Raw genomic sequence first — 14509 nt, forward strand, 5'->3', positions numbered from 1 at the left:
CGACGTCGCTCTCGGTTCCCGCTACGGCGATCACGGGTACGGCTGTTGATCTGACGGCAACCGTTGCTCCGAACAATGCTGTCGGTACGGTGCAGTTCAAGTCGAACGGTGCGGCGATCGGTTCTCCGGTCACGGTGTCCGGTGGGACTGCGACGCTCTCGCATTCCTTCGATGCTGCTGGCGCTCAGAGCGTTACGGCGGACTTCACCGCCGGTGCAGGGTTCGTCAGCTCCTCGGCGTCCGCTCAGACGGTGACGGTCTCTGATCCGGCTCCGGTCGATGTCGAGACCACGACGTCGCTCTCGGTTCCCGCTACGGCGATCACGGGTACGGCTGTTGATCTGACTGCAACCGTTGCTCCGAACAATGCTGTCGGTACGGTGCAGTTCAAGTCGAACGGCACGGCCATTGGTTCACCGGTGGCAGTCTCCGCGGGTGTTGCGACATTGAGCCATTCGTTCGATGCTGCTGGCGCTCAGAGTGTTACGGCGGACTTCACCGCTGGTGCAGGGTTTGTCAGTTCCTCGGCGTCTGCTCAGACGGTGACGGTCTCCGATCCGGCTCCGGTCGACAAGGCGACGAAGACGGTTCTGAGCGTTCAGGGTGAAGCCAAGGTCGGACTGCCTGTTGATCTCTTCGCGACAGTGTCCGAAGATCCCTCGGACGCCCTGGTGCCGTCCGGCGGAACGGTTCAGTTCAAGATCGGTGGAGTCGATCAGGGTGCCCCGGTCGCGGTTGTTGACGGAGTTGCCAAGCTGCCGCACGTGTTCGGAGCAGAAGGCACCTTTGTAGTCTCGGCTGTATTCAGTGGCTCCGGCGTGTTCACGTCGTCCACCGCGGAATCCGTCGACGTCAATGTCACGGTTCCGACCCCGTCGGATGTCGAAAGCTCTACGTCGTTGACGGCTCCGTCTTCGGCAAAGGTCGGCACGTCGGTGCAGCTGAAGGCTGTGGTCAGTTCTTCCGGCGCGACGTCGGGAACCGTCCAGTTCTTCGATGGAACGACTCCGATCGGAACGGCCGTCGATGTTGTCGGTGGGCAGGCTGTGTTGAGCCACACCTTCACCACGACCGGCAACCATTCGATCACCGCGGTCTACAGCGGAGCCCAGGGCGTCACGGGTTCCACGTCGACTGCATCGGTTGTGAACGTCGGTAACGGGGGCGGTGACTTCGGTTCGCTCGGATCGTTGTCGCTGCCGTTCGGGTCCTGATTCTCCGATGATGTGATGCCCCTTGCGCCCGACGGGTGCAAGGGGCATCACTCTTCGCGAATCGATGATTGGTCGTTAGCAGAACTATCGGCAATTCGTGAATATTTGTCTGAAATAACTGATACAAGTACTACTTTCGACGGGTACTGTACGAGCGTCCAGCTCCATTCTGATTTCCGCTCTGTTCGAGTGACCTCCTTCCGTGCGGTTCCCGATCCACGTCTGTTGCTAGCTGAGGAGAGTTCGTGTTGGTGAGAAGAAGTTCCGCGGTTGTGGTGGCGGCGTTGGTCGGTGGCGTGCTGGTGGCAGGTGGTGTTGCTTCGGCTGCTCCGACGTCATCTCCCGCGGTGGAGAACACGATCGGGTTCAAACTGGGTTGCGATGGTTACGAGCACCCTGGCTTGGGTAGCATCTCCGACGAATTCCACTCCACGGGCGTGACCATCTCGGCTCCGGAGAAGGTCGCGGCGGGGTCGACGTTCACCTACCGAGTCCAGCCAGGTGCGATGACTGTTCCCACGAGTGGTCATGCGGGGCGTTCGGCGATCAGGTGGACACGGATGAAGTACGACTTCGACATTCCTGCGGGGGTGTCGTTGGTCGATGCTCAGGTAGTGGCGGGTACGTCGTCGAATTTGTCGGGTGCGGCGCCCTCGGTAATTCGAATCAACGACGGTGGTTCGCCGGATGCTGCGGGCACTCACTTGCGTATTTCGGGGAACAATCAGACTGCTGACTCCAATGGCGGTGGTGGAAACGGTCCGAGTACAAGTAAGAACGATGATGGCGGAATCGGCGCGGAGGCTGGAAAGACTTTCCGGTTGCCGGCGATCGATGTGACGGTGATTGCGGGTGGTGCGGGTAGCACTGTGCAGCCGAAGTTAAGGGTGACGGATGGCAATTCGGGATCCTTTGATTCTCCGAAAAATGCCTTCACCTTCTTGCAGCGCGAGAAGGACGTCTTCACCGTCGCATACTGGGAGAGGTACAACTGCTCTCCGCATGACTCACGCAGCGCGGGATTGAATGCGGGTGGTCAGGCATTGGCCACCGTCAACGTCGTCTCGCAGGTGGCGACCACGACCGCAGTGACGTCCGGCGCGTCGGCAACGATCGGTCAATCGACGGATTTGATTGCGCAGGTCTCCCCGGCGCCGACAGGCGGCACCGTTCAGTTCAAGGATGGCGGGACTGACATCAGCGCCCCGGTGGCCGTCGTCAATGGCGTTGCCACACTGCCACATACATTCACCGCGGCGGGAGATCACTCCATCACCGCTGTGTACGACGGAGTTCTCGAGTTCTTGACCTCAACGTCACCGGCGCGCACAGTGAGCGTGGCTGCTGCCGATGTACAGACGACCACGGTGCTGACAGTTCCGAGCAGCGCCGTCGAGCAGACCTCGGTCGCGCTGACCGCAAACATCTCTCCGGCAACTGACGGCGGAACGGTCCAGTTCAAGGACGGTGGCACAGACATCGGCGGACCGATCGCGGTGACTGCCGGCGGAGCGACCCTGGATCACACGTTCACTACGACGGGGTCGCACTCGATCACTGCGGTCTACTCAGGCACTGCCGGTTTTGGTGGTTCGACCGCGCAAGCTCAGACCATCGAGATCTCGAGCTCCGCGCTGAGTACGACTACAACGCTTCAAGTTCCGGCCGCTGCGATCACGGGCAGCGCGGTTGATCTGACTGCGACGGTTGCTCCGAACAATGCGGTGGGCACGGTGCAGTTCAAGTCGAACGGCACTGCGATCGGCACTCCGGTGGCAGTCTCCGCGGGTGTTGCGACGCTGTCGCATTCGTTCGATGCTGCTGGCGCTCAGAGTGTTACGGCGGACTTCACCGCTGGTGCAGGGTTTGTGAGTTCGTCGGCGTCGGCTCAGACGGTGACCGTTTCGGATCCGGCTCCGGTGGATGTGGAGACGACGACGTCGCTCTCGGTTCCGGCGACGGCGATCACGGGTACGGCGGTTGATCTGACGGCAACGGTGGCTCCGAACAACGCTGTGGGTACGGTGCAGTTCAAGTCGAACGGTGCGGCGATCGGCACTCCGGTGGCAGTCTCCGCGGGTGTTGCGACATTGAGCCATTCGTTCGATGCTGCTGGTGCTCAGAGTGTTACGGCTGACTTCACCGCTGGTGCAGGGTTTGTGAGTTCGTCGGCGTCGGCTCAGACGGTGACGGTGTCCGATCCGGCTCCGGTGGATGTGGAGACGACGACGTCGCTCTCGGTTCCGGCGACGGCAACTACGGGTGCGGCGGTTGATTTGACTGCGACGGTTGCTCCGAAGAACGCTGTGGGTTCGGTGCAGTTCAAGTCGAACGGCACTGCGATCGGCACTCCGGTGGCAGTCACGTCGGGTGTTGCGACGCTGTCGCATGCGTTCGATGCTGCTGGTGCTCAGAGTGTTACGGCCGATTTCACTGCCGGTGCTGGCTTCGTGAGTTCGTCGGCATCTGCTCAGACGGTGACCGTTTCGGATCCGGCTCCGGTGGATGTGGAGACGACGACGTCGCTCTCGGTTCCTGCTACGGCAACTACGGGTGTGGCTGTTGATCTGACTGCGACGGTTGCTCCGAACAATGCTGTGGGTACGGTGCAGTTCAAGTCGAACGGCACGGCGATCGGTTCCCCGGTCACGGTGTCCGGTGGGACCGCGACGCTCTCGCATTCCTTCGATGCTGCTGGTGCTCAGAGCATTACCGCGGATTTCACCGCTGGTGCCGGATTCAAGAACTCGGTTGCGAGTGCGAAGTCAGTTCAGGTCAGTGTTGCCGACCAGGAATCCGTCGTCGAACTGAATATCCCCACCGATGCCAAAACTGGTGTGGCGACCGACTTGTGGGCAACAGTCCGAACGTCGTCGGATGACGCTGTCGGCGTCGGAACCGTGCAGTTCTACGACGGTGGCGTCGCGATCGGCGGTCCTGAAGCGGTTACGGCCGGCGCTGCTGGTCTGTCGCATACGTTTACCTCTGCGGGTGCGCACAGCATCACGGCGGTTTACTCGGGAGGAGCCGGTGTAGTCGGGTCCTCGGCCCAGGCGCGGACGGTGAATGTAACGGACCCTGCGCCTTCGGATGTCACCACGGAGACTGTGGTGACGGTGCCTGCCGATGGTGTGGTGAACAAGTCGGTGACCCTGTCGGCGACTGTCAGTTCGGTGCAGAACGGTGGAACGGTGCAGTTCATGGATGGGGACACCCCGGTCGGTGACGCTGTGCCAGTGGTCAACGGGATCGCGGCGCTGAACCACACCTTCACCACAACCGGCGCGCATTCGATTTCGGCAATCTACAGCGGCGCAGCCGGATTCACAGGCTCCACCTCGGCGGCCCACGCAATTCAGATCAAGGCTGCAACCGGCGGTGGCACGGGCAGCCTCGGTTCAGGCAGCGCTGGCTCGAGCGATTTCCTTCCCTTCGGTTCCTGACCGGAACAGTTCAGGTCGCGGCCCCGAGGCAGTATCCCTCGGGGCCGATCGACAGGGTGAACTGCATCGGGCGTGAGTTACCGGTTCCGGCGCTGACGGGCAGGGTGACACGGACGTAGTCGCCGCGAACCGGAGTGACTGTTGCAGCGTCGGCGTCGAAAGACTTGATACCGGCCAGCTGATTCGGATCGAGCTTGAGTGGCGGCTGGCCGGTGGCGCCGGTGCCGTCGGGATCCCACGGGCTGTTGCCGGGGCAGATCAGTGGATAGAACGTCTCGACGTCGCGGGTATTGACCGGCCGTCCCGTGGCGCGTGAGAGAAACCGGACGACGGCGTGGGAAGCGTCGGCCGCGGTGTAGAAGTTTGATTGCCCCGCAGGGAAGACGAACGGGCACGCATAGCCGGAAGCGATCTCCGAGCGCTTGGCGGCGACGGAGAGTCCGCCTCCACTCCAGGTGACCGCGTACTGGCCGTCGACGCCTGGTGCGGCGATGGCCGTCAAGATGGCGGGCACATCCGAGTATCGGTCGGCAATTGTTGTGGGCGGCATCGTCCAGCATGCGTTCGTGAGCGCAGCCACGTCCAAGGACACCAGGTCCGTTGCCCAGGCCGCCAAGGCCGGCGCAGCAGCCGGATTACCGGGCACGTCACCAACCGGAGGTGGCGCGACCGGCGCGGCGGGCGCAGTGGTGGTCGTGGGCGCGAGAGTGGTTGTCGTCGTGGTTTCCGTCGTAGGCGGAGACGGTTCGTCCGTCAGGATTCCTGTCCGTCCGTCGTCCTCACATGCGGTTATCGCCAACGTCATGGCGAGTGCGACTGCCCCCACTGCCGCTCGTCCTGCCGACTTCATTCGTTCTTACGCCCCTTTTGCGACATTCTGACCAACATCCACCCCATAACTGCTGCGGGTCAGATCACGGATTCCCGTCTACGCTAGCGAACTGTGGATCCCGTTTACAGAACAGTCATCGGCATCGCCCGTACCGTCTTCGCTTTCGAGGGCCTGAAGTTCTCCGTCAAGGGAGAGCAGAACATCCCGGCGTCCGGTGGCGCCGTGATCGCGATCAACCACACCGGATACATGGACTTCACGTATGCGGGACTGCCGGCGCGGACCCCCAAGCGCTACATCCGGTTCATGGCGAAGAAGGAGGTCTTCGACAACAAGATCTCCGGACCGATCATGCGGGCCCTCAAGCACATCCCGGTCGACCGCGGCGCGGGCGCCGACTCCTACAAGGCGGCCGTAGATTTCCTGAAGCGCGGCGAATTGGTGGGTGTGTACCCCGAAGCGACGATCAGTCGGAGCTTCGAGATCAAGGAATTCAAGTCCGGAGCCGCCCGGATGGCGATCGAGGCGGGCGTCCCGATCGTTCCCGTCGTCATCTGGGGCGCTCAGCGCGTGTGGACGAAGGGTTATCCGAAGCGGTTGGGCCGCACCAACACTCCCATCTCCATTGCCGTCGGCGAGCCGATTGCACCTTTCGAACCGGCGAGTGAGCTGACGGCGAAGCTACGGTCGACGATGCAGGAGTTGCTGCTCGATCTGCAGAAGGACTACGACCATCCCGCCGGCGAGTACTGGGTACCGGCCCGCCTCGGTGGCAGCGCGCCGACGCTCGAGCAGGCCGACAAGATGGATGCCGACGAGGCCGAGGCGAAAGCCAAAGCACGTGAGGCGCGGAAGTCCGAAGGCTGACCCATGTCCTTCGAACCCGTTTACACCGCCGTCGAGGTAGTCGCGCGTGGTCTGAGCGGTTTCCAGGGCGTGAAAGTCACCCGCACCGGGACGGAACACGTCCCGGTGTCCGGCGGTGCCGTCATCGCGATCAACCACACGAGTTACCTCGATTTCATACCGGCGGCCCTGGCGGTCGGCACCGCGAAACGCAAGCTCAGAGTGATGGCCAAGGCTGAGCTGGCGGACAACAAGGTCCTCGGCTTCCTCATGCGTGGATGCGGCGTCATCGAAGTGGACCGCTCCGCCGGAGCGCAGGCGTATCGAGCCGGAGTCGACGCCCTCGAGCGTGGCGAATTGGTGGGCGTCTACCCGGAAGCGACGATCAGCCGGAGCTTCGAGATCAAGGAAATGAAATCCGGAGCAGCTCGGATGGCCATCGACGCCGGCGTGCCGATAATTCCGCTGATCGTCTGGGGCGCCCAGCGGATCGTCACCAAGGGCGGACCGAAAAATCTGGGCCGCAATCATTTCCCGATCTCGGTGGAGGTGGGTGCACCGATCGATCCGGTCGAGCCCGCCGAAGCGCTGAGCGAGATCCTGCGCATCGAGATGGATGCGATCCTGCGCCACGTTCAGGACGGATTCGTGCACGAACCCGGGGCGTACTGGGTGCCTCGCCGACTCGGCGGTGGCGCGCCGACGCCGGCGGAAGCCGCGGCCATGGATGCCCAGGAGCGCGCGAAGCGGGCGCGCTGAATAGACGGCGCTTGCGCTGATGCGGTCAGTACACAGCGTTGGCTCCGTACTCGGCCTGCGCACTCGTGAAGCCCTCGTACTCGAGCTGTTCGATCAGTCCTGACCTGGAGAACGACGTCATCTCGAGGTACTGCTCGGCACTCAGCGCAGCCTGCTTGTTCCAATCGGCGTTCAAATTGTCTACCGCGTACGTCGCATCCTCCGTGGAGAAACCTTCGTACTCGAGCTGTTCGATCAGTCCGCTGCGGGAGAAGGCAGTCATGTCGATGTACTGCTGGGCGGATCGGACGGCGTTGCGCTGACCGGAGCTGACCTGCGGCCTGGCCGGGGCAGGCGCAACTGTCGGAGTGACCACAGGTGCGGGCGCCTGGTACGTGGTCGTCGTGGGCTCCGCCACCTTGCTGGATGGCGGGGCAGGAGCAGCGGTCGACGAACTGACGATCGGTGCGACAGAGGCGCGCGACGTAACGGCACTGGTAGTGGCCTGTAAGGCGCTCGAGCTCGGTGCAGCGCTGGTGGTTTTTGCGTCGTCCTTGTCTCGTCCGCCGAGAATGCCTGCGACGACGAGCAACGCGACGACTGCACCGGCAATCCACGGCCACTTCTTCGACTTCTTGGTCTCAGGTTGCGGTTGTGGCGGAATCTGGAATGGAGGCTGTGAGCCCCCGTAAGGCGGCGGCAGATCGGGTGGCACGGACATGGGGTGTTCTCCTTGAGAAGGTTGATCGTCTCGGGTTCGAGGACGAAAGGACCCTGAGTCAGGTGCGCCGAAGGAGCAGGGCAGCGGTACCCAGGTAAGGCCGAATGTCTGGTTCTCCCGCAATAGATACCAGACCGGTCGGACTGAAATGTGATTTGCGGGAATCTCGGGGTTCGCGATCTCCGGTGAGGACGCGCGAAGCGGGCGCGCTGAGCGAGACCGTCGTACCGGGCAGGCACAATGGCGGTGTGAGCCCAGACCGTCGTATCAGCCCTGACCGCCCAACCTTGGTTGCGACCGATGTCGACGGCACCCTCATCGATCACGACGAGTTGGTCAGTGCCCGCACCCGCGCCGCCGTGCATGCCGTCGTCGAATCCGGCACGCCGTTCCTGCTGGCCACCGGACGTCCTCCGCGATGGATTTCGCCCGTCGTCGAAGGTTTGGGATATGCGCCACTCGCGGTCTGCGCAAACGGTGCTGTTGTCTACGACAGTTACGCCGACCGCGTCCTCAGCGCCGCGACCTTGTCGGTCGCCGCACTCACCGAACTCTCCGAGCTGGCACTGGTTGCACTCCCGGGCGCAGGTTTGGCCGCGGAACGGGTGGGGGAGAGCGCACACGACGCCGCCACCCCACAGTTCGTCAGCTCACCAGATTACGAACACGCCTGGCTCAACCCGGACAACACCGAGATGTCCGAGGACGAAGTGCTTGCGGCGCCGGCCGTCAAACTCCTGATTCGCCGTCCAGGCATGACCAGCACGGCGATGTACGACACGCTCGCCCCGCACGTCGGTGCGCTCGCCGACATGACGTACTCCACCGAGAACGGACTGATCGAACTCTCGGCGCCGGGAATCACGAAGGCGTCCGGCCTGGCTGCCGCGGCCGAAAGGTTCGGCTTCGACCTGTCGGGTCTGGTTGCCTTCGGGGACATGCCCAACGACATCCCGATGCTGGGGATGGCACGCCTCGGCGTTGCCATGGGCAACGCTCACCCCGAAGCCAAAGCCGCAGCCGACGAGGTCACCGACACCAATTCGGCGCACGGGGTCGCAAAAGTCCTCGAGCGCTGGTGGTCGTAGAACCCACCAGCGCCCGAGGACGTGTACTGCGCGAGTGTCAGCCGACAGGCGCGCTGTTGGCCATTTCCTGGGCAAAGGTCTCGTTGTAGGTCTTGAGGACCTTCGTGACCATGCCGGTGATCTGGTTGAAGATCAGCGAACCGTTCTCGAAGTCGCTGCGCAGGCCGTCCGGGATCGAGTATTCGTCCGAGATCGGCAATCCGAGTTCACCCGCGTCGGAACCGAAGCTCTGCCACGACTTGAAGATCTCGCCGAGCACGGTGAACACTCCGCCGTTGGGTGAGGTGTAGACAGCGCCGTTCTGGAACAACGCACCCTGGTTGCCGAGCTTCGCCTGCAGGATTCCGGACAGCGCCTGGCCGAGGCGTCCGAGGTCACCACCTTCGGCGATCCACTTCTGCGCGAGCGGCGAATTGTCGGTGATCTTCAGAATCTGGGTGACCAGATCCGGGATCGACGATCCGGTGCCACCGGTGACCGTGTCGACCGGAGTGGTCGGCTTGGGCGCAGGCGTCGACGGATTGGAGGGGTTCGACGGGTTCAACGATCCGCCGATATTCGCGGCCGCGATGTTCCGGATGTCGTTCATGTGTGCGTATGCGGCATCACCAGGGCAAGCCGTGTTTCCGACGTCGCGGTGGGCGAAGATGATCGGCAGATCCACTGCTGCGCCCTGCGGGTACGGCGTGAACTCCGTGCCCTCGGAGTACATCGTCGTTCGGCCCTTCGGGTCGAGGCCGGCCAGGCCGAGCTTCCAACCGAGGAACTTGCCGACGGCGTTGAGCGTCGCCTGCGAAGGCTCGACGGTGGAGTAGTCACCCATCATCGCGATACCGGTGGTGTTCTCGTTGAAGCCGCCGGCGTGCGCGCCCTGAACTGCCTTGTCGAGTCCGCCTGCGCGGCCTTCGAAGGTCTGACCGTACTTGTCGACGAGGACGTTGTATCCGACGTCGCACCAGCCGAGAGTGCGTGCGTGGTAGGCGTAGATCGAGCGGACGATGCCGGCCGATTCTTCCTTGGTGTAGTTGTTGCTGCCCGCGGTGTGGTGGACAGTTGCTCCACCGGTGAAGTCGTCGTACGTGGGGGAGTCGCAGCGAAGTGACTCGTCTGCTCCCCACTGTGCGCGGGTGATGACGGAGGGTCCACTGCCGCCGAGCGGTGCCGCGACTGCCTGCAGATTGCTGTCCGCGTCGCTGGTACCCGGATCGATCAACACTGCGGTAACGGCATCTGCTGCCGTCGTCGCCTGGCGAAGCGGCTTGGACACCGAAGCCGGGGTGTACCCGAGTTCGCCGGTGGCTGCGGGTGCTTCCGCAGGCACAGGTGCTTCGGCCGGCGCTTCGGCAGGCACAGGCGCTTCAGCAGGTGCTTCGACAGGTGCGGGTGCGGCTTCCGGAGCCGGCACAGCTTCGGCCGCGGGGGCAGCGACACCCTGCGGGGTGAGGATCTGGATGGACTTGGTGGCGCCGACGAAGACAGGTTCGGTGGCGGTACCGGCGTTGGTGGCCTGATCCGAACTGGCGGAGTCGATGGCGTCAGGGGTGAACCACGGACCCCAGGTGCCGTCCTCGGCCAGGGCGCGGACCTTGGACTGCGCCGAGGCGAGCGTGTCCGAGGTCAACGCGACCATGCTGAACGGAGTGTCGCGGGTGACTTCCTTGACCACGGCACCTGGCTCTTCCTCGGAGGGAACCGGAGCGGTTTCGGTCGGGGCCCCGGGAGCAGCGGGTGCCGGGAAGAGCTCGGTCGGCAACGTGATCCCTGGAGGTAGCGGGATTTCGGTCGGGAGCTTGAGGTTTCTGAGATCGCCCAGGTTGATGTCGGGGAGATCGAGACCGGTCAGCTCCTTGACCGGAATGATGATGTCGGGCACCGACGCGAGGAGCACCTCTGCGATCTGGGTCGGCACTGCTACTGACGTCGTTTCGTTCGCGGAACGTACATCGGACGTAGTGCTCGTGAAGCCGTAGACCGCAAAAGGACTTGCGACAGCCACTGCGGCTACAGCCCCGAGTACGAGCGAGGGCTTCGGTCGACGGTGTGGCAAGGGATTACTCCTCGGTTGTAGTTACTTGCGAGCGAACTTCAGGGCCGATGACGGCCGTGAACGGAATCCTTCAAAACCGGATCCGAGCAGGTCGGATGCCATGTTCTGGGGTTGAACTCCAGTTTTCGGACGCGTACGTCTGCAACTCGTGATGCTGATGTGACTCGTGTGACTGGTGTTGCTAACTCCAAACACTCTTGCCACACTAGTCACAAAAGTCCATAACGCTCAACCTTAGGGTGAGACTTTAGTTAAATCGTTGTGGACTGGCCTGCGCGCGAAGTACCGACTTCGCGGACTCGTGAGGCCGGTAGCGATGAGGAGAGCATTGATGGCGAGAAGCGGAAGAAGCGGAACTGCAGGTAAGAAGCCTGTGTCCGGTCGCGCAGGTCGCTTTCTGGTGGGCGGACCCGGGAGGCGAACCTCGCTGATGCGGGTCTCGGTCCTCGGTCTCGTTCCGGCTCTTGCGCTCGGCGTCGCGATCGGAGGTTTCACGCAAATCCGCGCTGACGAGCCGTCGATCCTGCACGCCGTCGCCGCCGATACACAATTCACGCTCTCCGGTCATGGCAACGGACACGGCCGCGGAATGGGGCAGTGGGGCGCTTACGGCTACGCCAAGAACGACGGCTGGTCCGGCGAGCGAATCCTCAGTCACTACTACGGCGGAACCGTCCTGGACTCCTTGCCGCCCGCCCAGATGAGTGTGCGGCTCACAGCCCAGGACAACTCGACGCTCGACGTCTACTCCGACGCCGGCCTCGTGGTCAACGGTCAGCGCACCGCGCCGGGCGAGGCTGCCCATCTCACTGCACTGCCCGGTGGCGGTGCGCAGGTGGTTGTCACCAGCGGGTGTGGTGGCGGGGTTGTCTGGGAAGCGGTCACCGAGCATCCGTGGGTGGATCCTGTGGATCTCAGTCCCGATCGACCCGCCGACCAGTTCCTGAAGCTGTGCAACAACGACGCGCCCTATCGCGGCGCCCTCGGCGTAGTGCTCGACAACGGCTCGGCTCGGACGGTCAATCTCCTCGACATGGAGGACTACCTGCTCGGCGTGGTGCCGGTCGAGGCGAAAGCCGAATGGGCCGATTCCGGTGGGGCCGAAGCACTACGGGCGCAAGCCGTGGCGGCGCGCTCGTACGCTGCGACCGAGCATCGCAGCTCGTACGCCGACACGTGCGACACTCAGGACTGCCAGGTCTACGGCGGAGCTGGCAAGGAAGATCCCCGGACCACTGAAGCCGTTCGGTCCACCGCCGGCGCCGTTCTGTCGCGTGACGGCAAGATTGTTGCCACCGAATTCTCTTCGTCCACAGGAGGTTACAGCTCCGGCGGTGAATTCCCGGCCGTCGAGGATCTCGGTGACGCCCTTTCGCCCAATCACGACTGGACAGTGAATCTGACCGCGGGTGAGATTGCGGACGCCTTCGATGTGGGCGAGCTGCAATCGCTCAAGATTCTCTCGCGCAACGGATTCGGTACCGACGGCGGGCGAGTGACGGCAGTCGAGGTGGTCGGAACAGATGCAACTGTTGGCGCCACCGGAATGCAGTTCCGTCAGAAACTCGGCCTGAAATCGGACTGGTTTACCGTCGGCGACGGCGCTGGTGTGGTAGTGGCACCGGATTCGGAATCGACAGTGCCGGAATCCAATTCGCCATCCGACGATCCATCGGGTACGGTTACGGAGACGCAGATCGAGAAGAAGTATCGGGAGCTCGGCGGTGAAAGCGGCTCTCTCGGTGCTCCTGCCGGCCCGGAGATGCAGTTGCCCTCCGAAGCAGGCACTTTCCGTGTCTACGAAAACGGAACCATCATCTGGACAAAGGTTTTGGGTGCGCAGGTAGTTGATGCCAACGTGCTCCGCGAGTGGATACCGACGGGCGGAAGCTAGGGGAAGGTCGGTCGGTAGCGACTCGCACGTATCGACTCTGAAGGGTCTCTGCCGTAACCCGGCGGAGGCCCTTCAGGTCGTTCAGGGCTCATTGGTTGTCGGTCAGATGGTCGGAGCGTCGCCGAGCAAGCGGTACTCGAGCCACAACTCCGCACGTTCCGTGGGGGAGCCGAGGTCCAGTTGGAGAAGGCTCTCGATCCGAGCGAGTCTGCTGCGCAACGTATGCCGATGAATATTCAGCGCTGTGGCTGCGGCGTCGCCCACACCGTTGTGTGCCAACCACATGGCCAAGGTTCGGTAGAGATCGCTACCGCCCTTCGCTTCCAGGAGCGGGCGCAAGTGTGCCGCCGCGAATGCCGTCGAGCGATCCTGGTCGAGAAATGCGGACAATCCGCTCTCCGAGAGTTCGGCGAACCGCATCGAAGGCAGGTTGCGGGCGCCGGCCTCGGCTGCTGCCTGCGCGGCTTGGCGTCTGGCGCGCGAGAGATCGTCCCACCACAGCATGTCCGACACGCCGACGGTTACGTCGATTTCGTTGACACGGGCGAGGATTCGCCCGCTGTCGGTAGCCGAGACGACGGCGATCAACGCTCCGTCGGTGATGCCGAACGCCAGATCGCGGCTGAGGCCGTCGAGCAGTGAGACGGACACGCTCTCGAGCAGGCCACTCGGGCCCGCTACGTGGAAGACCTGGAAAGGTTCGACCGGAAATCCTCCCCACAGTTCACCGGAGATGTTGCGGGCGAGCGCATTCTGTCCTTCGAACAGCTGATGCATCGCCACGGTACGCAAGTGGTTCATCGTCAACTGCGCATCTCGGGTTCGAGCCGTCATCAACGTGAGCAGAGACGCGGCGGCGATGACGATGCCCTGATTCAGAGAGCCGACGGCGCCGGGGCAGCCGGCGACGAGATACCCCATCAGCTTTCCCCTCGACGTCATCAAAGGGTGCGAGATGACGTCCTCGTTCTCACTCGTGAGGAAACTGACTTCCATCGGGCGGGCGTCGCGCTCGGGAGCCGTTCGCTCGATTCCTGCGGCAGCAGCGGTGTGTGAGATCTCGACGGTATGGCCGGCCGAGTCCAGCAGGGCCGCCCATCCGCCGATCAATTCCGCCACCCGTCGTACGACTGCCCGGGTGCCGTTGACCGTCACTGCAGCTTGAAGTAGTCGCCGCAGGCTCTGGTAGTTGCTGCGCAGCGCTTTCATGTCGTCGTCGGATTGCGCTTTCGACACCGCTTTGGTCAGGGCGATGAAAGGTGTTCGCAATGGGACGTCGAGTAGGGGCACACTGAAACGGGTGGCCGCATCCACCAGAGTCTGCGGCGCCTGCTCGTATCCGAGGCCGGTTCCGAAACCGATTCCGGCAATTCCGGCCGCCACCAGGGTGCGTACGAATCGGGTCGTTTCCGCGGCCGTCGTCGGTAGTGACACCCCGGTGATGAGTAGTAGTTCGCCGCCGTCGAGGAAGGGCGTCGGGTCGGGAAGTTCGGAGACATGTGCCCAGGTCAGAGTGCGATCGAGCTGGTCGTGCCCCGCCAGGACGCGAAGGCCGAACTGTTCGGTCGCACAAAGCTGGCGGAGCGTGATGGGCATGGGTCCAGTCTGACACCTCGGACTCGCCACTTTGTAGTGCCTGCGGTCACGTTTGTACAAAGTGGAGCCTGACGCGAGCTTGCCGAAGGT

General features: G+C 63.3%; 10 protein-coding genes. 6 read left to right on the top strand and 4 right to left on the bottom strand.

Features of this window, described 5'->3' with window-relative positions; all coding sequences use genetic code 11:
* On the top strand, positions 1 to 1214 hold a 1214-nt coding region (locus QM596_RS25200; protein ID WP_283310207.1), incomplete at its 5' end, for an Ig-like domain-containing protein.
* Positions 1215 to 1465: 251 nt separating this feature from the next.
* On the top strand, positions 1466 to 4657 hold the full coding sequence (locus tag QM596_RS25205; RefSeq protein ID WP_283310208.1) for a beta strand repeat-containing protein: 3192 nt from the start codon (positions 1466 to 1468) through the stop codon (positions 4655 to 4657).
* Between the two features lie 10 nt (positions 4658 to 4667).
* Here the strand turns inward: QM596_RS25205 and QM596_RS25210 are convergent, their stop codons facing one another.
* The gene (locus QM596_RS25210) at positions 4668 to 5507 is read right to left on the bottom strand and encodes a hypothetical protein (protein WP_283310209.1); all 840 of its coding nucleotides are present in this window, start codon (positions 5505 to 5507) and stop codon (positions 4668 to 4670) included.
* 93 nt (positions 5508 to 5600) lie between these two features.
* On the opposite strand from QM596_RS25210, the gene QM596_RS25215 reads away from it, so the two are divergent.
* Both QM596_RS25215 and QM596_RS25220 read left to right on the top strand, forming a co-directional pair.
* Entirely contained in the window at positions 5601 to 6356 is a 756-nt protein-coding gene (locus QM596_RS25215; RefSeq protein WP_020905757.1) for a lysophospholipid acyltransferase family protein, read from the top strand.
* Positions 6357 to 6359: 3 nt separating this feature from the next.
* Positions 6360 to 7094, top strand: coding sequence for a lysophospholipid acyltransferase family protein (locus tag QM596_RS25220; RefSeq protein WP_029254200.1), 735 nt, complete (start codon positions 6360 to 6362; stop codon positions 7092 to 7094).
* A gap of 25 nt (positions 7095 to 7119) precedes the next feature.
* Here QM596_RS25220 and QM596_RS25225 read toward each other — a convergent pair whose 3' ends face one another.
* On the bottom strand, positions 7120 to 7794 hold the full coding sequence (locus QM596_RS25225) for an Ltp family lipoprotein (protein WP_283310210.1): 675 nt from the start codon (positions 7792 to 7794) through the stop codon (positions 7120 to 7122).
* A 266-nt stretch (positions 7795 to 8060) separates the two neighbouring features.
* Between QM596_RS25225 and QM596_RS25230 the strand changes: the two genes are divergently transcribed.
* Entirely contained in the window at positions 8061 to 8882 is an 822-nt protein-coding gene (locus tag QM596_RS25230) for an HAD family hydrolase (protein WP_283310306.1), read from the top strand.
* A 37-nt stretch (positions 8883 to 8919) separates the two neighbouring features.
* On the opposite strand, the gene QM596_RS25235 is transcribed toward QM596_RS25230, so the two are convergent.
* Entirely contained in the window at positions 8920 to 10929 is a 2010-nt protein-coding gene (locus tag QM596_RS25235; RefSeq protein WP_070796556.1) for an N-acetylmuramoyl-L-alanine amidase, read from the bottom strand.
* Positions 10930 to 11260: 331 nt separating this feature from the next.
* Here QM596_RS25235 and QM596_RS25240 point away from each other — a divergent pair, with 331 nt between their 5' ends.
* Positions 11261 to 12823 (top strand): SpoIID/LytB domain-containing protein, encoded by a 1563-nt coding sequence (locus tag QM596_RS25240; RefSeq protein ID WP_029254204.1) that lies wholly within the window; start codon positions 11261 to 11263, stop codon positions 12821 to 12823.
* A gap of 102 nt (positions 12824 to 12925) precedes the next feature.
* Here the strand turns inward: QM596_RS25240 and QM596_RS25245 are convergent, their stop codons facing one another.
* Entirely contained in the window at positions 12926 to 14419 is a 1494-nt protein-coding gene (locus tag QM596_RS25245) for a PucR family transcriptional regulator (RefSeq protein WP_019746400.1), read from the bottom strand.
* Positions 14420 to 14509 lie beyond the last annotated feature (90 nt).

The sequence above is a fragment of the Rhodococcus sp. IEGM 1406 genome (assembly GCF_030056745.1).
In the GTDB taxonomy this organism is placed as follows: Bacteria; Actinomycetota; Actinomycetes; order Mycobacteriales; family Mycobacteriaceae; genus Rhodococcus_F; species Rhodococcus_F erythropolis.